Below are 24,975 nucleotides of genomic sequence, written 5' to 3'. Positions count from 1 at the left end.
TGGGCAATTAAAACTAAAATGCGTTCATTTTTCAAATGTAATATAGAGATTCTGCGATTGTTGGATGTGTAAAAGTAACATCTTGCAATTTATCCATTGTAATATTATTTTGCATCGCAAAAGAAATTTGATTAATCAATAAATGAGCACCTTCCGCAAACATGAAAGCACCAAGAATTTTATGTGTTGATTTCTCAACCAAAATTTTCACAAAGGTATATTGATTATCTGCACCATCAGCTAATGAACGAGGCAATGAATTAGCTGGCATTATTACTTTAACATAATCAATACCCTCAGCTTCAATTTGTTGTTCAGTCAAACCTACGCCACTGAACTCTGGATTTAAATAAACACTTCATGCGATATGATTGCTGTTTATAGGATTAGATTTTAGACCTAAGATTTCACGCGCTACTATATCAGAGCTACGATAAGCAACAGATGATAACATCATTATTCCCGTCACATCTCCAAGGGCATAAACGTTTTCAATACTCGTACGCATTCGATCATCCACTTTAACAAATCCGTTTGAACCTAACTCTAGTTTCAATTTTTTAAATGATTCAACATTCGCTTGACGGCCCACAGCCAGCAAGGTTTTATCCGCTATTAATTCCTCATCTAATTCATTGGTTTTAACACGTAATTTTTTACCGTCCATACTTAGAATTTGTGTATTTTCGTAAATTTTGATACCTCTTTGCATAATATAATTTTTAACTGATAAGGCAAGGTCCGAATCATATTTATGCATAAAAGTTCCAGAATCTATGATGTTAACTTTTGTGCCAAAAGTAGAATATAAATAAGCCATTTCAAGGGCAATTGGACCAGCCCCTATAATATTAAGTGTTTTAGGTAATGAATCTAATTCCAAAATATCTGAGGCTATAATTAAATCCTTGCTCTTTAAAGACTCGCTAAAACCAGGAATATCCAATAGTCGTGCTCTTGATCCTGTTGCAATTACCAATTTGTCAAATGTAATATTAGTGCTTAACAAACTTATTGTATGTTCATTGATAACGCTCGCTTCTTCTTCAAAAATTGATACTCCAGCATCTAAAAGCTGTTGTTTTATTTTGTTATTAATTACTATTTTGTTATTTTTACGACGTAGCTGAACTTTTTCAAAATCTAGCACAGGATTGCTGGTTTTAATGCCAAATTTATCAGCACTTAAAACAGTTTCAAATACTTTTGCTGACTTTATTAAAGTTTTAGATGGAATGCAACCCTCGTTAACGCAAGTTCCGCCCAAATTCTTACGTTCAATTAATGCGACTTTTTTGCCCTTTTTACTAAGTAAAATAGCAAGAGGATATCCTCCAGGACCCCCACCTACAATAACGACATCAAAATGTTCCATTTTTTCCTCCTAGTGTATTATTTTTTTTATTATAAACATAAAGTTATTTTTTTGTTCAAATAATATTTATATTTTTTATAAAAAATCAATATTTATGCAAAATTTTAGCTAAAAAAACACTTTTTCATTAAAAAACAATATTTAGTTATTAAACATTAAAGAAGTTTCACTGTCTTATAAAATCAATATAAATTTAATATATTATTAACCTATTAACCCATCTATAACTATGAAAAATAAAGAATACAAATAATTTAATCTGAATACACTTATATGAAAATTAATTTAATTTTCAAAATAATGAGATTAGATTAAAAATCGGCAATAGTAAAAGTGTATAAATAAACTATTCGAATTAAAACTATTTTTTAATCATGTCAGATAATTCAAAATCTATTTATAAACGAAAACAATATTTTTCAGTATAAATCAGTCTAAATAACTGAGAAATCGGAAATTTATGAAATGAGTTACTTTAATTTAAAGTTATCTTTTTTGTATTTTGAACACAAACAATTAATTTATTTGATTAATTAAAGCTGTTTTGCCACAATAATTTCTTAATAAGCGTTCCACAATCAAGTCTTATTTTCTTAAATACAATTCATTTTTAACTTAATATATAATATATAAAAAGAATTTAAGGAATTAAATATTATGAAAAAGAAAATATTTTTAAAACTAGGATTAATTGCTAATGCATCGGTAATTACATTACCGTTTATCGCTGCAAGTTGCAACAAAACCGATGATCAAAAAACACCGAAAAAACCACTTAAATCTACCACCGCAACTTCTCTTGAAGAAGCGAAACACGATTATAGAGCGGCTTATACAGAGTATAATAAAGAAATAAAAACATTTGCAGACCAATTGCAACAATATAAAAAAGAACTAGCTAGCAATAAAGTCAAAAAAGATCAAACTAAAAAAAGTTTAATCGAAGCGTCAGTTGAGAAATTATACAAAGATGCTAAAACTAAGTTAGACGCACTTGAAAAAGAATATAATGCTAAATTCGAAACTGTTAGAAAACTTGAAAAAGAACAAAACGCAAAAATAAGAACCGTGAGAATTTTCCACACAAATGATGAGCATGGACGTATTAAATTTGATGATTACAAATACAATTTATACTCAGGCATGATCGGAACAGACAAATTCATCAAAACTAAAAAAAGAGATTTATTGTTGTCTGCTGGTGACTTAATTCAAGGACTACCTCTTTCAGACTCTGATAAAGGAAAATCAATCGCAAAAATTGCCAAAAACATGGGTTATGACTCGGTCGCTGTTGGTAACCACGAATTCGACTACGGTTTAAATCATATTAAAAGTTTAGATGATGAGTTAAACAAAGACCAAGCTCAAAAAATGCCGTTTTTATCAGCAAATATTTATTACAAAGACTTTTCAAGCACAACAGATAAACCAGAAGGTTATGACCAAAACAAAGTTGGACAAAGAGTATTCACTCCTTATATTGTTAAAACTCTTGAAAGTGGTTTAAAGGTAGCTGTTTTTGGAATTACAACACCTGATACAACTTACACATCGCACCCTAAAAACTCTGCTTTAGTTGAATTCAAAGACCCGACAGAAGAATCGATTAAAGTGATGAAAGAAATTAAACAAGCTCATCCTGATATTAAATTCGTTATCGCAACAACCCACTTAGGTGTTCAAAGAAACCAATCGACTTGATCATCAGAATACTTAGTTAAAAACGTTAATAAAACTGAAAAAACTGAATTAGATTTAGTTTTAGATGGCCACAGCCACACATATGTGGAAGCAAATAACAGTAGCAATTCAGACATTTATGTTACACAAACAGAAGCTTACACAAAATGATTAGGTGATATTGAAGTTGAATTCAACACCGAAACTGGAAAAATCGAAAGACTATCACAAGTTTTAAGAAATATATGACAAATTGATGTCGCAACTCACAATCAACCAAAAGATGAAACTAGTGCAAATGCTAAACTATTAGCTGCACTTGAAGCTGAATTCGAAAAAGAAAAAAGCCAACCTGCATTTAAAAACACTAAAACTCTACTTCACGCACAAAATGTTGAAATTGATGGAACCCCTCACTGAGTTGGACGTGTTAAGCCTACTGGTTTAGGTATTATGGCTGCTAATGCCCTAGTTTGAGATTATATAAGAAGCAAACCTGAAAACGTAGCCAATCCAACGCCTGATAATACAATAGGTTTAATGAACGGTGGTGGTCTAAGAGTAGATTTAACTGAAGGGGACTTAAATAAAGGACATTTATTGGCACTGAGTCCATTTGGAAATAGAATTACTGCTATTAAAGTAAAAGGTTCAAAATTAATCGATACTCTTAAACACGGATTATCAAAAGGTAAATCTGGTGGATTTGCTCAATTATCGTCAAATGTTTCATACGATGTAGATGTAGTCAAAGAAAAAGATGCTAAGTTAGATAAGTTAACATACGTGTGAAAACCAAAAGAAAGCTCATTCAAAATCAATGGTAAAAATATTGTCGCTGATCAAGATTACTACATTGTAACTAATGACTTTATAGCTGCTGGCGGCGATGGATACAAAATGCTTGATTTAACAAAAGAAAAAGATATTTCACTAGCATTTGAAGGTGGAAAATTAATCGACTCAATAATGGCTTATGGACAACACATTACAAAAGATGGTACTCAACTAAAAGAAGAATTGTTTGAGAAAAAAATAGATGCATATTCAACCGAAGAAATAAAAGCTAACCAAAAAGTTAATATTCCTACCGAAGCATTCACAAATATTTACAAAGATCCTAAAAATTCATAATATTTACACAAAAGTTCTTGCCACGCAAGAACTTTTTTTAATAACATAAAATTTCCTAATTACACTGTAATTTACTCATTTTTAAAAAATAAGCCATATTATTTTGGCTTATTTGATACATCACTCTACGGGTAATGAATTAATTATTATAAATTTGTAAATTATTATGCTTGAGCTCTTAATTCTCTTCTTTTTGCTCTTGCTTGTTCTTTTTGTAATTTAGCTACTCTTTTAGCAGCTCTTTCTTTATTTTTTTGTCTAACAATTTTTCTCATAGTTCCTCTAAATAAAATTTATATGTAGTATTTTAACATAATTATTTTTAATCTACATTCTTTCACGCACAAATTCCTTAATTTCCTCAACCTTATTTAATCTTTCCCAAGGTAAATCAAGATCTTGGCGCCCAAAATGACCAAAATAACTAGTTGGTGCGTACTTAATGTCACGAAGTTTTAAGTTCTTAATAATTTCATATGGTCTTAAGTCAAATAATTTTCAAACAACTTCTTCAATTAGCTGGCGTTCAACTTTCTCAGTTCCAAATGTATATACACTTACAGATACAGGTTCAGCAACGCCAATTGCATATGATACTTGAATTTCAACTCTATCAGCTAAACGAGAGGCTACTAAATTTTTAGCAATTCACCTGCAAGCGTAGGCTGCACTTCTATCTACTTTTGTGTAATCTTTTCCGCTAAATGCGCCACCACCATGACGAGCAGCGCCGCCATAGGTGTCTACTATAATTTTGCGACCTGTCAGACCTGTATCGCCGATTGGGCCACCTATAACAAATCGACCTGTTGGATTAATCAAAATTTTATTAGCTTTGTCAAAACCATATTCAGCTAACACAGGAGTAATAATAAATTTTTTAATAAAATTTTTAAATTCCAGCTCATTGAAATTTTCATCATGTTGAATTGACAACAAAACTGTATCAATCGTAGTTTTTTCAGGGTTTGTATAATCAACAGTTACCTGACTTTTCATGTCTGCCTTTGCTCACTTAAACTCACCACTTTGGCGTAATTTATCAGCTTTTTTCACTAATTCTTGTGCAAGTGTGTGGGCTAACGGCATAAAATTTGGCGTTTCATTTGTCGCGTAACCAAACATTATTCCCTGGTCGCCAGCTCCTATTTCTTCATCGCCTAAATCAACACCTTGACTAATATCTGGACTTTGTTGTTTGATATCAACAATAATTTTTAATTCATCAGTAAAATAACCTAGTTTTTTCAATATATTTTCAGCAATTTTACTTGAATCCACTGTCACAGTAGAAGATACTTCACCAGAAATAAACAATGTTTTTCCGCTCGCCATTGTTTCCACAGCAACGCGTGAATATTTATCCTGAACTAGATAAGCGTCTAAAATAGTATCGGAAATTTGATCGCAAACCTTGTCTGGGTGTCCTTGCCCAACACTTTCGGACGTGAATAACTTTTTATATTCCATAAAAAATGACTCCTTTTGTCTAACAAAAAGAGTCTTTCCCTCAAACCTAAAACATGTTGGAGATTAATCCCCCTGACTTTCCACCATCCTTCAAAACAGAAGAGGTTGGCATGCTTCATAGTTGTCAAACTAAGCAACTCTTTATGTTTTGATATTATAATAACGATTTTTTTAAAAAAGTAAAATATTTTTGTAATTTTTATTTGTAAATTCATGAGTTTTTATTTTTGTTTAATCTAATTTGTCTTATAATTTCAATGCGTTATTTTAATAACTTAATAAGATCTTATAAAATATTAAAAGGAGGGGCCATGGCGATTGTTCCAAAGCGTAAAACATCGAAGCAACGTAAACATAAAAGACGTACTCACGATGCTTTAGTACCTCAAAACTTGGTAGCATGCAAAAATTGCTCAAGTTTTATTCAACAACATAGAGTTTGCCAAAAATGCGGTTTCTACAAAGATAAAATTGTAGAGGGCTACAAAAGCTTAGACTCACGCAACAATTAATAATCCAGTGCACTTAAAAATCTGCCTTGCAGATTTTTTTATTACTTTAATTAATAACACTACTTTATTCGTGAAATAAATCTCAATAATTTAATTAAGTCTATTTCTTAATTTTATAAGTATACCTTGATTAATATATAATTATATTTATGATTAAATTAGCAACCAACCCCCAGCTCACAAACAAGTCGAATGGAACAAATCCAACTATGATTGCTCTACTTTGTATAGTTGTTTTTTTGTGTTTGTTGCTAAATTGTCTTTTTATTTTTTTATTATTTCGAAAAAATAAACTAACTAGATGCGCTAATGATGTTAAAAAGTTAAAAGACTACATTTACTTAAATAACCACGAAAATCAATCTACGCTAAAAAGATTAGAATCAATTTCAAAAACCAATAACTCAATGATTGAAAATCAACAAAAAATTGATAATTTAATGAATCAAATGCGTAAAACGTGTGAAATTTTAAGCCCGCTTATCCGTGAATTTAATGAAGCTACACGAAAAACTCAATTACATAAAGTTAATAACCTCTATCCCCAAATAAAAAAATATTTTAACAATTATAAAAAATGTAATTCTGAATTCAAATCAATGAGCGACTTATTGAATAGTCATTGAAATGCAATTGAAATTTCAGTAATGAATACTTATGAAGTGTTAAAAGTTCTTGAAGATACACTGCGTGAATCAAAAGAACAATACAACCTTTCTTACACGCGCCTTCATAAAGAGTTAATTTCCTTACGTTCGAAAACTCAGGAACTAGAAAAACAACGTGAATCCAAAAATATACAAGATGTTTCAGGCAAATTGAATGACCATGACCATAGAGTTCGGACCTTTGCTAGCAGAGTAAGTCATATGCCAATCATCGAATGGTTAAGTCATCATTATATGCCACAATTGCTAAATGATTTAAAAAAGATTGAGCCAAATGCCAACCTTATTTCTGATATGGATGCACGCTTAATAAAAATTCAAAACAATCTTTTTAATAGTGCATTTCAATTTACATTAACAGATATGCGCACTTGATTGCGGGATCATGCAATAGCAAAAAGAAATCATAATTTACGTGTCCAAATTCACAAATATGCTCAAAAATCGTTAAGCATTATTGAAAAATCTATACAAAAATCAAATTTAGCATTGCAAGAGTTAGAACAAAAATATTCTATCCAGCAATCAGGAGACATTACAACATTACAATCTAGATTGCAAAATTTAAATGCGGATTTTAATACAATAAAAAATAATGCAGTGGGTCAAGAAATGATCTCATTATTAAGCATCGATGCTTTAAATGAATCATTAATTAATTGAGTTTATCAATATAATGATATTGTTAAGCAAATTAACCAACAACAATTTAGCATGAGTTATTATAGATATTATTTAGAGATTTTAGAAATTTGATACATTAGTATTATTAACGAACGACACATTGTTGAGCAAAGTAGTGAAAATGAAAAAATATTCAATGAATTAATTGAAAAACAACAAAAAATGTGACAAAAAGATAGAAAAAACATTTCAATCTATTTAACTGAATTTATTGAAAAATTACAACAAAGTTATAGAATTATTACCAAAGCAAAAACTTATAAATATATGTCTAGCGAATTAATAAAATCAATTCTAGTTTATCGTATTGATAACCCTACAATTGACGCAATAATCGATCGTGCGAATGAATATCTAGGCACAAAACATTATGAAAAAGCATTCAAAATAATTACTGATTTAATTAAGAAAGAGAGACTTAATGTACACAAAAATTTTAATTAGATATGGAGAATTAACTTTAAAAGGAAAGAATAGACAAAATTTCATTGATGTCTTAGCACGTAACATAACTCAAATAGTTGGTGAAAAACCACAAGCCAAATTTGACCGTATGTACTTATCTTATTCTGAACAAAATTTAAGCAAATTACAGTTTGTTTTCGGGATAAGCTCTTATTCCCCGGTTGTTGAAGTCGAAAACGACCAACAAGCTATCTTCGAAACAGCGGCAACATTGCTTACGGATAATTTTAAAACATTTAAAATAGCTGCTCGACGTTCAAATAAGAAATTTCCACTTTCTTCACAAGAAATTAATATTGAATTAGGTGCATTTATACTGCAAAAATACCCAAATATCACTGTAAATGTTCATGAGCCTGATGCAATTATAAATGTAGAGGTTCGTGATAAATCAACATATATTTTCCTAAACACAATTATTGGTTTAGGGGGCCTACCAGTCGGAATATCGGGGCGTGTGTTGCACTTAATGAGTGGAGGTATTGATTCTCCTGTGGCCGCTTTTGAATTAATGAAGCGTGGTCTAGAAGTCTCATTTTTATCATTTATTTCACCACCACAAACAGACCAACGTACTATTGATAAAATGAAGCAATTAATCTCAGTTTTAAATAACTATCAGTCAAAATCGCAATTCTATTTAATTGACTACTCACAAATACTGAAATATATTGCCTTAGTATCAAAACCTGCGTACAAAATTACTTTATTAAGACGTAGCTTTTATCGCCTAGCATCGCAATTGGCCGATAAAATGAATTTTATAGCTCTTTCAAACGGTGAAAATCTTGGGCAAGTCGCTTCACAAACTCTCGAATCACTTTCAGTAATTAATGAATCTAGCTCAAAATTAGTTCTTAGACCACTTTTAACCAAAGATAAAATTGAGACTATTAATATTGCTAAAAAAATCGGAACTTATCCAATAAGCATTATTAGCGCTAATGAAACATGCGAAATGTTCGCGCCAAAAGAGCCAGTAACTAAACCTAAAATCTCGGATGTTTTACGTTTAGAAAAAGAATTAAATGAACTAAATATCTATGAAAATAATATAATTAATAATAGCATAGAAGTATTAAGTGTAAAAAATTAGGAGTAAAAATGTCAAAAATTGTAGATATATACGCAAGAGAAATTCTTGACTCAAGAGGGAACCCAACAATTGCCGTTGAAGTTGTAACAGATTTAGGCGCTGTCGGAGTGGCAATGGTACCTTCAGGGGCATCGACAGGAACAAGAGAAGCTTGCGAGCTAAGAGATGCTGCATTTGATGAATTTAAAGATAACTGATATGGTGGCAAAGGTGTTATGAAAGCGGTTGAAAATGTAAATAACATTATTGCACCAGAAATTATTGGTTACGAAGTTAGCGATCAAAGATTCATTGACCTAAAAATGATTGAATTAGATGGCACAAAAAATAAAACAAATTTAGGAGCTAATGCAATTTTAGGTGTTTCATTAGCTGTTGCACGTGCAGCTGCTCAGGAATGTGGCTTGCCATTGTATAAATACATCGGGGGAGCAAACGCTCGTACACTGCCTGTTCCAATGTTAAACGTTATGAATGGTGGAGCACACTCTTCAAACACAGTGGATATGCAAGAATTTATGATTATGCCCGTTGGGGCAAAAACGTTTAGACAAGCGTTGCAAATGGCGAACAAAGTCTTCCATAACTTAGGTAAATTATTAAAAAAAGAACACGGAACTACCGTTGGTGATGAAGGGGGGTATGCTCCTAATCTAAAATCTCACGAAGAAGTTTTAGATTATATGGTGCAAGCAATTAAAGCAGCAGGATTAGTGCCTGCTACACACGGTGAAAATGCGGTTGCAATCGCAATGGACCCTGCTTCGAGTGAATTTTATGATGAAAAATCAAAAAAATATGTATTTAAAAAATTAAAACAAGCTATCGATGAAAAACGCCCTGGTTTTGAGCATTTAAAAGATGTTAAATTAGAATACACAACCGAAGAAATGGTGGATTACTACGAAAAATTAGTAAATACATATCCAATTATTTCAATTGAAGATGGTTTAGCCGAATCTGATTGAGACGGGTTTAAACTAATGAAACAACGTTTAGGTGATAGATTACAAATTGTAGGTGATGACTTGACCGTTACAAATCAAGAAATTCTAAGAGAAGCTATCAAAAAAGATGTTATGAACTCAATTTTGATTAAATTAAATCAAATTGGTTCATTATCTGAGACATTAGATACAATGGAACTTGCTCACAAAGCCGGCTTTACTTGTGTAGTGTCACACCGTTCTGGCGAAACTGAAGATACAACAATCGCTGATTTAGCAGTTGCATTAAATACAGGTCAAATCAAAACAGGTTCTTTATCAAGAACTGATCGTATTGCCAAATATAATCGTTTATTAGAAATTGAAGATGAATTAGGTGAAACATCACGCTTTGATGGCGAAAAAACATACTTCAACCTAAAAAGACACGTTTAGTATAAACAAAAAAAGGGGGCTTGTGCTCTTTTTTTACATAAAAAATCAGGCAGTTTAAGCCTGATTTTGTTGTTCTTCATTTACATGTTCATCAGTATTTAATTCAATATTTTCAGTACTATTTTGTGTTTTTTGTGCTTCTTTTTGTTCTTCAACATATTCAATAATAATTTGAATTAAGAAATACACTACCAAACCGGCTGAACCACCAACCAAAGCTATATCAGCAACATTAAATGTTCCTAATTGTCTGCCTTGTATCGTTTCTAAAAATGAAGCAAATAAAATATCTTTAACGCGCCCACTAAACATAAAACGATCGAGCATATTTCCAACATTGCCCGCAGCAATAAACGAGAAAAGAATTATCATTCAAATTGAATTGGTTAAAAAAGGTATTGTGATTATTGCTAAAAATATCAAAACACTCAGTATTTGAATAATAATTACAACAGTTTTACCTTTTCAAGGCAGTAATGTAACTCCAAAATGTTCTACCGACCTTACACCAAATATCAAGCCATGATAAATTGTTTTACCATCCCCTTTTCACTCAGCTTCTGTATCTCAACTAAATAAAAATGTTTTTGTTAATTGGTCAATTAATAAAACAATCACAAATATCGAAACAAAAATTGAGTAATTAATTAAAATTCGTTTTTTATCGTTGATTCATTTATTTCTTAGCTCAGCTCCATAATTTTTGAACCGTTCTGTAAAATCCTGGCGGCGTTGTTGTCAGGATTTTTTATTACTCACCTTGGTTCCATCTATTTCTTTACTCATTTTTATCTCCTGATTTTAGCACTTTGGTGCAAAGCGGACATAAATCATCAATGATTTGAGCAGGCAAGAAATGATTTCAACATCGCTGACATTTAAGAGATTCAAAAGTTTCTAGCTTGAATTCTTCTCCGTATGCCACAATACCAACCATTAATAACTGTTTTAAATCCAATGACGCAATAAAATCTGATTTAGGCTTTAAGGTTAATTTAACTTCATTACTTCGTCTAATCAAGCCTTCTTTAATTGCTTTTTCAATTGCTAAATTTACCTCATCACGTAACTCAAAAAACTCTTCCCACTCATTAATAATACTCATATTAACAGATCTTTCACGAGTAATTGTGTCTAAATGAACTGATATCTGCTTATCTTTTTTATTAAAATAACGATACGCATCATCACAAGTAGTTGGGATAATTGGTGCTAAAATTGTGATTAAAAATTCAACAATTTCATAAAAATTAGTTAAAGTCATACGACGATTAATCGAATTAAATTCTTCAACATAAAGGATGTCTTTAGTGATGTTTAAGTAAAAACTTGATAATTCAATGACATAATTATTAATTAGTTTAATACCATTTAAGAACTTAAACTCATCAAACGCCTTTAAAACATTCGATCGAACTAATTCAAGTTGTTCTTTGATAAATTGATGCACTCCTTTACGAGGCAATGATTCATCGTATTCAAACCCTTCAAGATTGCCTAAAATAAATTTAATAGTATTTCTAATTTTTCGATATGAATCGGCGTTTTGTTCAAGGATCGAATCGGAAATGCTTACATCATTTGTATATTCACTATTCGCAACTCAAAAACGTAAAATATCTGCACCATGTTTTTGAATTACTTTTAACGGATCAATAGTATTTCCTTTTGATTTTGACATTTTTTCACCCTTACCATCTAAAACAAACCCGTGTGAAACAAGTTTTTTATAAGGAGCTACTCCTCTAAGGGCTACAGAGTTAATTAACGATGAATTAAATCATCCTCTATATTGGTCGCTTCCTTCAAGATAAAGATCATAAGGAGCGTTGACTTGAGGGTCAATTTCAACAGCAAATGAAGTCGAACCCGAATCAAATCACACGTCCATAATATCAGTTTCTTTACTGAATCCTTTACCTTGATAAGGCTTAGGTAAAAGTTCATCAGCAGTTTTTTCTCATCAAATGTCAGGACCTTCAATTTCAATTAAATTAATAACATGGTCAAAAATCTTTTCGTCAAAAATTGGTTTGTTATCCTGGTCGTAAAAAATTATAAGTGGCACACCCCAAGTTCTCTGGCGAGATATTGTTCAATCATTGTGGTTAATAATCATATTTGAAAGACGTTTTTTTGCCCATTCAGGATATGTCGATACATTTTCTAATGACCCTATAATCCGATCTTTAATTTTGTCAATCGAAACAAATCATTGTGGTGTTCCACGGAAAATAATTGGTTTATGAGTTCTTCAATCATGAGGGTATGAGTGATTAATTTTACCGGCTAAAATTAATAAATCTAGTAGTTTTAATTGTTCAATAATCAAATTATCAGCTTTTGAATAGTATTGGCCGGCATATTCCCCGCCTAATTCGTTTATTTTTCCATCATCAGAAATATGCATGATTTTGTTTAAATCGTATTTATTACCGATCAAAAAGTCATCTTCGCCAAACATAGGAGCAATATGAACAAGTCCAGTACCAGTTTCTAAACTAACGTGGTGACCAATTACTACTGGTGAAATATTTTTATTTAAGGGACTGATGTATTTTGAACCTACTATTTCAGAAGCTTTTAAATTTTCAACAACATGAAAGTTTGTTCAGTTAAATTGGTCAGTAACTTTTTCAACTAATTCAGTAGCAATTATGTATCTTTTAGCTCCTTTTTCAACAATTGAATACTCAAAAGACTCACCAATTGCCACGGCTGAATTAGCTAACAATGTTCAAGGGGTGGTTGTCCAAATTATTAAATAATCACCTTTTTTGATCCGTTCGCTCCCTGGTTCTTCAATCTCAAAAGCAACAAATATAGAAGGACTATCAATATCTTTATATTCTACCTCAGCCTCAGCTAATGCAGATTGTGAAGATGGCGACCAATAAACAGGTTTTAAGCCCTTGTAAACAAGTCCGTCAAGGACCATTTTTTTAAATAAACGTAATTGTTGTGCAACAAACCCAGGCGATAAAGTAACATAATACTGTTCAAAATCACTCAAAAGTTGCATTTGCTTAAATTGCTCTTTTTGCACTTCAACCTGACTCAATGCATACTCACGAGCTTTTCTTCGCAGTTCTAGTGGTGTCAATTCGTTTTTATTTAATTTTGCTTCTTGTAGCATTTTGTGTTCAATTGGCAATCCATGAGTGTCTCAACCAGGTATATACGGAGTATAAAAACCATTCATCGATTTGTAACGGATTACAATATCTTTTAAAATTTTATTAAGAGAGTGGCCAATATGCAAGTTACCATTAGCATATGGTGGGCCATCATGCAATATAAAAGGTGTATTAGCTTTATTTTTAGCTAATACTTTTTTATAAATTTCATTTTGCAATCACAATTCTCTAAATTCAGGTTCTTTTTTTACTAAATTTGCTCTCATTTCAAAATTCGTTTGAGGCATATTTAGTGTATCTTTATAATTTTTTTCTGCCATAACTCTCCTATTAAATTTAATATTTAGTATTATATCAAAAAGTCTTTTTTTGCTATTTACAAATCCTTATGCAAAATAAAAAATTCAGAAAACTAATTCTAAATTTTAAGATACTATTCGTAAAACATCTTTTTTAATATAAATTTATTGCAACTAACTAATTTTTAATTATTTATTTTTCTTTTTTTATAAACAAAAATTTCCATGTCATAAAGACCCAAATGCTCACAATATTTAAATTTTTTAGGTGTGCTTCAATTTTTACCATAATTTTGAATTAAAATCTCTTCTCAATTAGACGGAATTTTAACGCTTAAATCTTCAAAATTAGATTCAATTGCTGTATCAAAATCCAGTTTTGAATAAGTGTTTTTATAAGTTTTTTTCTTAAATGGTAAATATAATACCGATGAAAATTCTGGTTTATCCGAGTATAAATCATTGTAAGCATCGCCTACTGAGTATTTTTTGCTCAATCAGCTAAATAAAGAAAAGAATTTTAGAATTCTTAAACCCCATTGTCTTTTAAAAGTTTTTCTGCGTGTGTATGTGTGCAAATATCTTATTTTATTTTTAAGTGATGAGAATTTAGAAATATTTTTTCTAGATGTTGGAATCGCAAGGAATAAATCTATAAAAACAGCTTCTTCATTAGTTTTGTTATCGTTTGAAAATTTAGGAATTAAAAGAGGAGAATTGTTATTTTCGGGTAAATAAATTTTAGAAGGATAGTTTTGAACTAAAAAATCCAATGTCGCCTTAGGAACAACTAGGTCAATGTCATCGTCCCAAGGAATAAATCCGTTGTGTCGCTTAGCACCTAACAAAGTTCCATAAATAATCATATATTGCAAATTATGTTTATTAACAATTTGCAAAAATTCCTTAAGAAGTTCATAAACTTGTTTTTGTTTCTTGTCCATTTAATCTCCAAATTCAATCTAGTATGTATTAATTTTAATTATTTCTTATTAGAAGAGGAGCAAAATATACAGAAATTTTACACGTAAACAATAAGAGAAAGAAAAATTTAATGGTAGTAATTAAATTAACTAGGGCTAAAATGGTTAAAATTAAGTAAAATTTATTTTGTATCATTTGAATACTTCGAAAAGGAGGTGCGCATGAAAAATATCATTATTTTAGCTGCAGGATTTGGTTCTCGTTTAACTCCGCTTACTCTAAAAATCCCCAAAGGTTTATTAGAAATAAAAGAAAACACTCGTATTTTGACTGAAAATTTAAAATATTTAAGTGATTTTGATAACAAGATAATTGTTACGGGGTATATGCGAAAAAAATTTGCTGGAATAATTCAGCGTCATAATTTAGTCGAAGTTTACAACAAGGATTTTAAAAACACAAATTCACTATATAGTTTATATCTTGGGCTTCAAGAGCTTAAAAACCCAGAAGGTGGTGTTTTTATCTTAACTAGTGATGTAATTTTTAGTAAAGATATATTCAATCAAAAATATCCAAATTCATGAGTTAATACACAAAAATCGACTGAAAACATAGCGGAATGAGAAGTTATTAAGGATGCGGGAAACGTTAAAGATTTTAGAGTGCGAGATATAAATCAAAAATATAAATCCAATAATTTTGAGTTTTTGACAGGATGCACCTATATTCACAAAAATGATTTTTCAGCATTTAAAGAAGAAGTTAAAAAATGTGTCTTAAATGATGAATTAAAAATAAACTCTTATTGAGAACAAGCATTATGAAATGTTTTAGATGACATAAATTTAAAGACTTTACCTTGCGACAACTATGCTTTCGAAATTGATAATTTTAATGACCTATTAACTTACAATCCAGATGCACCGTGTTTTAAAGAGGATATCCATTTAAAGAAAATAATGAGTGTTTTTTCAATAGATTTTGATGAAATTTCAAATATCAAACCAATTAAACAGGGGATGACTAATGATTCTTTTACTTTTGATATAAAAAACAAAACATATATTGCTCGCATTCCTAAAAAAGGCTCTCATGAATTAATCAATAGATATCAAGAACAAGAAGTTTATGAAAAAATCAACAATCTCGGCATTAGTGAAAGCGTTATATATTTTAATACTACCGATTTTATAGATAGCCCTCTGCACGGATTTAAGATTGCTAAATTTTATACAAATGCTACAGTAGCTAACGGAAACAATTACCAACACATGAAAAAAGCAATGCACGCTTTTAAAGATTTACACAACAAAAATATACAAATCAATCATGAATTTGACTTGCTAGAAAGAATGAATTACTATGTCAAAATCATTGGTGACCACTATGCAAAAATCAATTTACAAATCAAGGAATTGCAATCACAATTCAATAATATTTATCATTGATACAAAGCTAAAAAATATCCAACTCATTTGTGTTTGGTAGATACTTTTTTTGAAAATGTTTTAATTTTAAGTGATGGTCGAGTTAAACTAATTGACTGAGAATACGCAGGCCAGGCTGATGCCTACACTGATATTGCAGGATATTGCTTATCTTGTGTTTATGACCAAAAACAAGTTAAAGACGCTTTAAGCGTATATCTAGACCGCAAACCAACCAAAAGTGAATTAAATAGACTGTATGCACAGATAATAATGCAGGCTATTTTATGAGTGTTCTGATGCGAATATAAAAAACAATATCAAGAATTTCATCACGAGTACGAAAACGAATTAATCATGGTTGCTAATCAATATTTAAAAAGGTTTAAATATGAATAAATACATAAAAAACGAGCAAAAAAAACTGTTTTCATCAACTTTTCTAGGTAAAATTTTCGGTTTTATCGCCGGGATATCTTGAGCATTAGTTTCGATTTTTTTATTTTTACACGATCAATCATTTAAAGCAAGACAAGGTGATGTTAATGGTATTTTAAATTCTTTACAAATTGGAGTGTCAATTTCATTCATTCAGGAATTTTTTGCTTTAATTTGAGCTTTTTTAGTACTACTAATGTTCAAAAGAATAAAAGATCTTAAAAAAGCTTTTCAAAATAAAAATATTTTATGAATAATTCTTGGTTCAATATTTGGAGGACCTTTTGGATCTGTAACTTACATTTTAGGTATTCAATATATCGGTTCTGGTTTATCTGGATCAATTACGGTTACATATCCAGTTTTAGCTGCAATGCTTGCTTACTTATTTTTAAAACAAAAAATGAATATCAATTCAATAGTTGGCGGTTCTATTTCCCTTCTAGCAATTTTAACACTTGGAATATTGCAATTTAGCTCTGGTGATATCAAAAATGGGTGAGGGTTTTTATTTGCATTATTTGCTGCAATAGGTTGAGCTATCGAGTCTTTTTTGAGTTCAAAAGCAATGGATTCGGGAATTGATCCTTATGTTTCTATCTTTGTTCGTCAATGTAGTTCTGTTCTTGTTCTAGCTCTAATTTTGGTTCCCTCGTTCAATTCATTTGGATCAATTAAGGATGTAGTTTCAAACATTGATGTTTTTTGAATTCTAGGATCGTCAATTATCGGGATAGTTAGTTTTGTCTTATTTTATATCGCGATTAACAAAGCTGGTGTTGGCGTGGCGTCTGGATTAAATATATGTTATGTGGTTTGAATTATAATATTTGAATTAGCACTGTTCAGATTTTACCCTTGATATATCTATATTTTGGTTGCTACTGTTTTTTGTGCTCAAATGTTTACACTTGTTCCTGATTTTAATAAACGAAAATTAAAAAAGTAAAGTTTAGTCTTTATTTTTTATTTTTACCAAAATAACTCTAAATGAGTATTATTTAAATATTTATTGTTTTTTATTATCTAATATATAATTAATCAGCATTAAATTAAGGAGAAATTATAAATGAATAAAATCAAAAAAATATTACTAAGTGCTTCACCACTTGCAATATCTTTTTCGACAGTTGCAGTTGCTGCATCTTGCAAAAAGGAAAGTGTAGTTTTAAATACAAAACCAGCACCAAAACCAATGCAAAATGAAAATGACGCAAATAAAAATAACCCCAAAACTGATACTGACAAAACGGATGAATCTCAACCTGACATCCAAAGAGAAATAGCTAAAAAACTAGCTGAGCAAAATAAGCCTGTTGACAAACAATTGCAAATCGCAATGGAGCTAGCAGAAAGACAAAAAATTAAAGAACAAAACGCAGCTAGAACTGAGGCTTTAAAACAAAAAATTCAGGAACTAGAAAATAAAAACAAAATGGAAGAAGAACAAAGAAAAGAGCAAGAAAGAAAAGAGCAAGAAGCAATTGAGGCTCAGAAGAAAGAGGAAGAAGAATTACGTAAGAAGGTTTTGATGAGAAAAAATATGCGTTCTCAACCAACCACTACACAATCAAGTTAATTTAAAAACAAGAACCACTAAAAAAGTTCTTGTTTTTAAATTCGATTTACCTAATTATGCGATTTAGTTTTGTGAATAGAATTTTTTGTGAGCGTAGACATTGTCTGGTTAGGAATTGTCTCACAATAACCAAACATATTCACTATCCCTTTAAAGGATTCTTCAGGAATAGCTAAATCATTCAGTTGCTCTGGTTTGATTGCTAAGTTTATTTTATCTATTTCATTATTTTTTATTTTATGCACAAACTCTGGATCTGCTACAAAAACTGAGCTTAGACCTACTAAATCACAGTGTTGCAAAGCGTCCAAACATTTGTCAGGAGTGTTAATACCCCCTGAAGCTATAACAGCAACCCGATTTTTAAAATGATTATAAATTACCTCATTTACTAATTGCCCTTTAAATTTACAATCTGAACGAACTTTATTTAAGTAAATATCATGCCCTCAACTAGCAATTGCTAAATAATCAATTTTTCCTTTTTCAATAGTTAAATCAATTAATTGGTTAAATTCTTCAATTGTATAACCTAATACTGGTCCATAAGTTTCCTCGGGAGTTGCTCTGAATCCAAATAAAAATCCTTCTGGTGCAAATTGATCAATTACATTTCTGATTGCTTGGACAACTTCAATACATAAACGAGAACGATTCTCAAAAGTATCAGTTCCGTAGGAATCGGTTCTTTTATTTACTATCTTACTAAAAAAAGTTTGGATTAGCAATCTTTGAGCCATTGAAATCTCGATGCCATCAAATCCAGCTTTAATTGCCCGTTGAGTCGCTTTTGCATAATCCTTAATAATATTTTTTATTTGCTGTTGTGTTAATTCAAACACTTCATGTTCAACAGGAAAGAAATTTTTTTCATAACTTGGACCATGTAGGTGTCCGTATCTTTTAAGACTTGCTTTTGAAAATTTTCCAGCATGTGCCAGCTGTAATATTACAATATTGCCGTCTGCTTTCATTGCTTGGGCTAATCTAGCTAATGATTCGATATCAGAATCGCTTTTAGCACTATAGCCATACTCAAATAATTGACCAAAATCGTCAATGTATGCCGCCCCTGAGACTATTAAAGGAGCACTATTGGCTCTTCGGCGAGTGTAATTAGCTTCTTGGTCAGTCATTTTGCCATCAATAGTTGTTAATGACAAAGTCATTGGTGAAAGAACAAAACGATTTTGTAACGTGTATTTTCCAAGTTTAAAAGGTTTAAATAATTCTAAATACTTATTCATTATTCCTCATCTAGAATTATCTTTGCAATTTCCACAGCATTTACTTCTGTGAAGAAATAGCTCTGTAAATCAGCGTCATTAAGAGCTTGAACTAATTCTTCAAATTTCATTTTTGTACCAATTAATGATAGCTCAAGACCTGACACATCTTTACGCGGAAAGAAATCGCCACTTATTTTGAACTTTTCAATTTTTTGATTTTCTATAGCTAATGAAAAATTAATTGTACCAATTGATAAGCGAGCATCACGGTTGTACTCATAACGAGGACTGATTCCGTATGTTCAATCTCAGTTTTTATATTTTTTTTCAATTAATTCGTCAATTTGCATTCAATCTTGATCGCTTATTTCATAACGCTTGATGCTACTTAAATCTTCCGCGTTAAATAAGCGTTTAATAATTAAGTCTTTAAATTCAAAAATGTCTAAATTTTTATATTGCTCATCCAGATACTCGCTTAATCCAGCAACTCTTTGGCGTACTGATTTAATACCTTGCGATTGAATTTTTTTACGGTTCGGATTTAATACTTGACTCATTGCATCATAGTCCACATTATAAAGCAATGAGTTTCCGCCATAGATAACATCATTAATCAACGTCATCGCAGCGCCAGATACTTTACGCCCGTCAATGGTTAAATCATTTTTGCCAGTTTGTGTGACTCTTGTTGCACCTAAATCTTTTAAAATTTTAATAGTAGGTTCATAAAATTTAGCAAAATTACCAATTATGCTTTCGTTTTCTTTGTAAGGTATTAAATAACAAACATTAACTGAATTTGAATCGATATAAATTGCACCACCACCTGTATCGCGGCGTACAATTTGCAGATTTTTTTCTTTTAAATAATTAAAATTGACTTCAACTTCTGGATTTTGAAAATATCCAATTTGAATATGAGGTTCTGCAACCGAAGGAAAAACAATTGTATCATCTAGGCGCAAATGATTCATTGCTCAAATTTGGATCGCTAGTCAATAAGCACCGTCTTTAACATATTTACCATTTCTAATTGGTTCGATTAATATCATTTTTTACCTCTAATAATGCTTGAATAGTTTCTTTAATATCGTTAGTTTCTACGACGGTTTTTGCTTTAATTTCTTGTGGCAAGCGGTACGATTTATTATTCATTGCTAAATACGTGGCTTTGTCAAACGCTTTTGTCATCTCTCAAAAAGGATGCTTAATTAACATTGGCGTTGAATAACCAACACCAATTTCCCAAAAAAGAATTTTCTTATTTTTATTTAATTGAATAAACTGCTCATAACGCGCTTTTTCTTCAAAAAAACGCTCATCTTCTACCATTCCCTTACCTTTTAGTCGTTTATTAACTTCTAAAAAGGCGCCACATTCAGGACAAAGTGGAATAAGTTCGTATGGAACCATCATGTTTGACTGTTTTTCAATCATTTTGTACACAGCTTCATCATTAGAATAACGACGATTGTGACACATTTTTTCACATTGCAATAAATTATATTTGCCTTGAATGTAAAAAATCTTATCTTCATCAAAATCAACTGCTTCTAGCGCATTATCCGAATTAGTTGTGATGATAAAATAATTTTTATCAGACAAATACTGTTTTAAATTCATAAAACTTTGACTTGCTGGTTGATCAAAATAGTTTAATTTCATAAATCTCGAGTGAAAAGCTCAGTAATTCCGTATATCTTCAAAGTGATAAACGCTAGCTTGCAACATATCTAAAAAACCAAATTCATCAATAAAATCAGAGAAATTCTCACGGAAACGCTGACCAGTATAACCAATGCCGTCTGCCGCCGTCATACCTGAACCTATGCCAACAACTATTGCATCAGCTTGCATTATTAATTCATTTAATTTAGATGGATTAAATTTTTGGTTCATAATTAAAAGTCTTCAAGTTTAGAAAATACATCAGCATTAATATCACTAATTATCATAATCCAGTTTTCTTCATCCTTGTGTGACGAAACAAGAGCAGGTTTAGTAATTACCGCCTTATTTCACTCTACCACTTTGGCGTCTAGAGGCATTTTTAATGTTAAAACGGCTTTTGACGCTTCTAGTGCCATAATTTCATCATTTTCCTTCAACTCAGTTTTGTCAGTGTTTTTAAATTGAATATAACCAACCGTACCTATATCGTCTTGCATTTCAGGAGTCATTCTCAATCAATATTGGTCTTTATCAGTCATTTTTTCAATAATTAAGTATTTAATAATCTTTTTCATTTCTTTCTCCAATCTTATAATAATTTGCAATTTTTTTCAAAGCCATCATACGATCCTTAACGCTGGACATCGTCGGTAAAACCATTAGATGGTCAATGCCGAGTTCAACACATAAATTATCAATATTTTTTACATCTTCAGTTGATTTTAATGCAAATATGTTACGATAAAATTTATTAAATATACGTTCTTTTTCCTCATCAAAATTAAATTCCGAAAAATCCTGAATTGTTGGAAATAATTTAAATTCGTTCCATTGGTGAGAACCTATTCTAAATAATGCAAGTACCTTCTTATTATTCTCGATTGCAATGTCATCAGCTCCGCTTACAACATTAACACTCAGTGCAATATCGGATGGATCAACACCTCATTTTTGCTTATATATCTTTTTATACGTATCAATTACAGCTTTGGCATAAATTTTAGACGGGTATAAAAATCATCCATAATTGATTTTATACTTATGTTCAGCGGCAAAAATAGCACTTTTTTCGCTTGTTATCAATAAAGTTGGTTCAATGGGTTCATCGATACTAGGATTTACTTTAAAATCAAAATCACTAGCTCTATTAATGAAATCAACTGTTTGTTCCATTTTCAAATAAAAACTCTGCGATGAAATATCAGTGTTCATTAATTTAGAAACTTTTTCAGTAGAACTGTTTGCACCAAAACCAAAAATTAGCCTCTTTGGATATAATAAATTCAATGTGTTTATTTGCTCAGCAATCGAAAATGGCTGGTAATGCTTTAACATTATTCCACCACATCCGATTTTAATTTTTTTAGTTTTACTTGTCAGATGACTTAGAAGAATAAGTGGATTTGTGATCACAAGTGCATTTACGTCATGTTGTTCACTCACTCAGAATGAATAAAAGCCCAAGTATTCAGAATACCTGCATATTTTTTCTAGATCTTGATAGGTCTTTTTGTACCCGTTTTTAGTTGTTAATAACCCGTGTTCTAATACGCTTATCTTCATATATTAATTATAAATTACCCTTAATTTTACAATTACCTAAATTTATATAAAATTTACAATATGAAAACAATTCCAAAATTCAATTATTTTTAGCAACTTAAAATCACAAAAATTTAAATTAATACTGAAAAATATCAGTAAAAAGTGAATAATCGACTTAAATTCTAGATATATAAAATTCGTAATAAAATTAATATATTTAAAAAAGCGTTTTTAACTAGTGAAATAATTTTTTATCAGTATATTAGTAAAAATTAAAAAAATACACTACTAACGATATACGGTTTTATGACTTCTATTCCATTTTTCGCAAATATATGTATATATTTCAATTAACTAAAATAGCCAGAATCAGTAAGACATCATAGAACCATCTAATTTATAGTTTTGTTTTTCTATTCTTAATTTTCAATTAAAACCATCTATTAATAATGTGATAATAAATTTATAATGCCGAGACACAACATTAAATTAACTTTAAAATAAAAACACAGCAATTTGCTGTGTAATTAAGCTGAGAATAACTATTATTTTGTGTATTTATGAGTATATTTTATTTATTTTTGTGTTCTCAAGTCATTTTTAAAAATGAATCAAAAAGTGGATTAGATTTAATAACTCTTGTGCTGAATTCTGGATGATATTGAACACCTAAATAAAATGGGTGATTTTTTAGTTCGCAAATTTCAGCAACTTTAAGATCGGGATGGATGCCAGAAAACTTAAACTCTTCATCTTCTAAATTATGGCGATATTTATCAGCGATTTCATATCTATGACGATGTCTTTCATAGAATATTTCTGAGCCATAAATTGATTGTGCTAAAGTGTCAGGTAATGCTAAAATTTTATCTTCGCCCAACCTTAAAGTCCCGCCTAAGTTCATTGTGTCACCGTTCTCATAAAAAGGGGTTAAAATAAATTCTTGATCTTGACCTTGAACCGCGAATTCTTTACTTGTTGCGTTAGAAATACCCATTTTACGAGCCTGTGCAACTGCCATTGCTTGGAAACCTAAACAAATACCTAGCGTTGGAATTTTATGGTCGCGTGTGTATTCAGCAACCTCAACCTTAGAATAAAAACCTCTAACACCGAAACCGGGAAGAATCATAACTCCATCATAGCCAGCTAATTTTTCATTAATATTAGATTGTGTAATATCACTTGAATCGATTAAAGTGTAATTTAAATCAATATTTTGATGTGCAGCCGCTATTTTTAATGATGAAATAATTGAAAGATATGCGTCTTCTAAGCCTGTATATTTACCCACTAGCAATAAATTTAGTGGTTTTTGGCGTTTTGCTAAATATTTTTGTGTAAATTCATTTCAGACAGCATTTGCATTAGGGATAATTTCTTTTTCGATCCCAAAGTGGTCATAAATAATTTTTACAATACCACTTTTTTCTAAAAATAGTGGTATTTCATAGATATTGGCTTTATCAGGAATGTTAATTACATTTTCGGGTTTTAAAAATGCATTTTCGCTAACTTTTTTTATGATTGATTTATCAATTCCTTCTTGCGAACGAAGTAAAAGTAAATTAGGATTTATACCAAATGAACGCAGAGATGCAATCGAAACTTGGCTAGGTTTTGACTTATATTCTTTTGAAGCACTTAAATATGGTACGAATGCTAGATGTGAAAACATTACATTACGTGGATATAATGAAGCAAACTTACTAATTGCATAAATGTATGGACTAGACTCTAAATCTCCAACCGTTCCACCAATTTCAATTAACATAAAATCAGGTTGCTTTTGTTCTGCTAAACTTAAAATAATATCAATTATTTCATCAACAACGTGTGGAACGATTTGTACAGTTTTTCCGTGGTAATCCCCTTTACGTTCCTTTTGGAAGATGCGTGTAAAAATACGACCAGTAGTAAAATTAGAATCTTTTGCTAACTTAACGTCAATAAAACGCTCATAGTGTCCTAAATCTAAATCAGTCTCCCCACCATCGCTAGTAACATAAACTTCTCCGTGTTCAATCGGATTCATAACTCCTGGGTCAATATTAAGATATGGATCAAGTTTTAGTACGAAAATACTAAATCCCTGAGATTTTAATAAATTACCAACGCTAGCTGCTGTAACCCCTTTACCAAGACCGCTTAAAACACCGCCTGTCGTAAAAATAAATTTTGTTTTCATTCTAACACTCCTTAAAAAATTATAATTCCTATTTTACAAGCATAATTAAAAATTGATATAAAA

General features: G+C 30.6%; 19 protein-coding genes. 8 read left to right on the top strand and 11 right to left on the bottom strand.

What is annotated here, in order from left to right; translation table 4 throughout:
* Nucleotides 1–13 precede the first annotated feature (13 nt).
* Nucleotides 14–1,375 carry a dihydrolipoyl dehydrogenase gene (locus tag MCFN_RS01190; protein ID WP_038561394.1) on the bottom strand — a complete coding sequence of 454 codons (1,362 nt, stop codon included), beginning with the start codon at nucleotides 1,373–1,375 and terminating at the stop codon, nucleotides 14–16.
* Nucleotides 1,376–2,032: 657 nt separating this feature from the next.
* On the opposite strand from MCFN_RS01190, the gene MCFN_RS01185 reads away from it, so the two are divergent.
* Nucleotides 2,033–4,192: a 5'-nucleotidase C-terminal domain-containing protein gene (locus MCFN_RS01185; protein ID WP_038561392.1), complete on the top strand. Its 2,160-nt coding sequence runs from the start codon at nucleotides 2,033–2,035 to the stop codon at nucleotides 4,190–4,192.
* Between the two features lie 327 nt (nucleotides 4,193–4,519).
* Here the strand turns inward: MCFN_RS01185 and metK are convergent, their stop codons facing one another.
* Nucleotides 4,520–5,662, bottom strand: a complete 1,143-nt coding sequence (gene metK / locus MCFN_RS01175; protein WP_038561387.1) for a methionine adenosyltransferase — start codon at nucleotides 5,660–5,662, stop codon at nucleotides 4,520–4,522.
* Between the two features lie 311 nt (nucleotides 5,663–5,973).
* Between metK and rpmF the strand changes: the two genes are divergently transcribed.
* The 4 genes from rpmF to eno all read left to right on the top strand — a co-directional run bounded on the left by rpmF (nucleotide 5,974) and on the right by eno (nucleotide 10,469).
* Nucleotides 5,974–6,174: a 50S ribosomal protein L32 gene (rpmF, locus tag MCFN_RS01170; RefSeq protein ID WP_038561384.1), complete on the top strand. Its 201-nt coding sequence runs from the start codon at nucleotides 5,974–5,976 to the stop codon at nucleotides 6,172–6,174.
* 149 nt (nucleotides 6,175–6,323) lie between these two features.
* Nucleotides 6,324–7,970, top strand: a complete 1,647-nt coding sequence (locus MCFN_RS01165; protein ID WP_144238971.1) for a hypothetical protein — start codon at nucleotides 6,324–6,326, stop codon at nucleotides 7,968–7,970.
* A complete protein-coding gene (thiI, locus tag MCFN_RS01160; protein WP_038561380.1) occupies nucleotides 7,948–9,087 on the top strand; it encodes a tRNA uracil 4-sulfurtransferase ThiI in 1,140 nt (379 codons plus the stop codon). Before MCFN_RS01165 ends, thiI begins: the two co-directional genes overlap by 23 nt.
* Nucleotides 9,088–9,095: 8 nt before the next feature.
* A complete protein-coding gene (eno, locus tag MCFN_RS01155) occupies nucleotides 9,096–10,469 on the top strand; it encodes a phosphopyruvate hydratase (protein ID WP_038561377.1) in 1,374 nt (457 codons plus the stop codon).
* Nucleotides 10,470–10,523: 54 nt separating this feature from the next.
* Here the strand turns inward: eno and MCFN_RS01150 are convergent, their stop codons facing one another.
* The 3 genes from MCFN_RS01150 to mf1 all read right to left on the bottom strand — a co-directional run bounded on the left by MCFN_RS01150 (nucleotide 10,524) and on the right by mf1 (nucleotide 14,849).
* On the bottom strand, nucleotides 10,524–11,255 hold the full coding sequence (locus MCFN_RS01150; protein ID WP_051604550.1) for a signal peptidase II: 732 nt from the start codon (nucleotides 11,253–11,255) through the stop codon (nucleotides 10,524–10,526).
* Entirely contained in the window at nucleotides 11,248–13,926 is a 2,679-nt protein-coding gene (gene ileS / locus MCFN_RS01145) for an isoleucine--tRNA ligase (RefSeq protein ID WP_038561375.1), read from the bottom strand. The genes MCFN_RS01150 and ileS overlap by 8 nt, the downstream gene beginning before the upstream one ends.
* A gap of 164 nt (nucleotides 13,927–14,090) precedes the next feature.
* Nucleotides 14,091–14,849 (bottom strand): diacylglycerol cholinephosphotransferase Mf1, encoded by a 759-nt coding sequence (gene mf1 / locus MCFN_RS01140; protein ID WP_038561372.1) that lies wholly within the window; start codon nucleotides 14,847–14,849, stop codon nucleotides 14,091–14,093.
* Between the two features lie 201 nt (nucleotides 14,850–15,050).
* Between mf1 and MCFN_RS01135 the strand changes: the two genes are divergently transcribed.
* From MCFN_RS01135 to MCFN_RS01125, 3 genes are all read left to right on the top strand, one after another.
* Nucleotides 15,051–16,658, top strand: coding sequence for a sugar phosphate nucleotidyltransferase (locus MCFN_RS01135; protein WP_051604549.1), 1,608 nt, complete (start codon nucleotides 15,051–15,053; stop codon nucleotides 16,656–16,658).
* Entirely contained in the window at nucleotides 16,651–17,646 is a 996-nt protein-coding gene (locus MCFN_RS01130) for a DMT family transporter (protein WP_051604548.1), read from the top strand. Before MCFN_RS01135 ends, MCFN_RS01130 begins: the two co-directional genes overlap by 8 nt.
* A 120-nt stretch (nucleotides 17,647–17,766) precedes the next feature.
* Entirely contained in the window at nucleotides 17,767–18,276 is a 510-nt protein-coding gene (locus MCFN_RS01125; RefSeq protein WP_038561370.1) for a Vmc-like lipoprotein signal peptide domain-containing protein, read from the top strand.
* 50 nt (nucleotides 18,277–18,326) lie between these two features.
* On the opposite strand, the gene MCFN_RS01120 is transcribed toward MCFN_RS01125, so the two are convergent.
* From MCFN_RS01120 to MCFN_RS01095, 6 genes are all read right to left on the bottom strand, one after another.
* Nucleotides 18,327–19,523: an NADH-dependent flavin oxidoreductase gene (locus MCFN_RS01120; protein ID WP_038561367.1), complete on the bottom strand. Its 1,197-nt coding sequence runs from the start codon at nucleotides 19,521–19,523 to the stop codon at nucleotides 18,327–18,329.
* On the bottom strand, nucleotides 19,523–20,560 hold the full coding sequence (locus tag MCFN_RS01115; protein WP_038561366.1) for a lipoate--protein ligase: 1,038 nt from the start codon (nucleotides 20,558–20,560) through the stop codon (nucleotides 19,523–19,525). Before MCFN_RS01115 ends, MCFN_RS01120 begins: the two co-directional genes overlap by 1 nt.
* Nucleotides 20,538–21,407, bottom strand: coding sequence for an SIR2 family NAD-dependent protein deacylase (locus tag MCFN_RS01110; RefSeq protein ID WP_038561365.1), 870 nt, complete (start codon nucleotides 21,405–21,407; stop codon nucleotides 20,538–20,540). Before MCFN_RS01110 ends, MCFN_RS01115 begins: the two co-directional genes overlap by 23 nt.
* A 2-nt stretch (nucleotides 21,408–21,409) precedes the next feature.
* Entirely contained in the window at nucleotides 21,410–21,754 is a 345-nt protein-coding gene (locus MCFN_RS01105) for a glycine cleavage system protein H (RefSeq protein ID WP_038561364.1), read from the bottom strand.
* A complete protein-coding gene (locus MCFN_RS01100; RefSeq protein WP_038561363.1) occupies nucleotides 21,738–22,742 on the bottom strand; it encodes an LLM class flavin-dependent oxidoreductase in 1,005 nt (334 codons plus the stop codon). Before MCFN_RS01100 ends, MCFN_RS01105 begins: the two co-directional genes overlap by 17 nt.
* A 553-nt stretch (nucleotides 22,743–23,295) precedes the next feature.
* Nucleotides 23,296–24,912: a CTP synthase gene (locus MCFN_RS01095; RefSeq protein WP_038561361.1), complete on the bottom strand. Its 1,617-nt coding sequence runs from the start codon at nucleotides 24,910–24,912 to the stop codon at nucleotides 23,296–23,298.
* Nucleotides 24,913–24,975: the final 63 nt, after the last annotated feature.

It is taken from the genome of Mycoplasmopsis californica, assembly GCF_000695835.1.
Taxonomy (GTDB): domain Bacteria; phylum Bacillota_I; class Bacilli_A; order Mycoplasmatales; family Metamycoplasmataceae; genus Mycoplasmopsis; species Mycoplasmopsis californica.
This window is presented reverse-complemented; position numbering and strand designations above follow the sequence as displayed.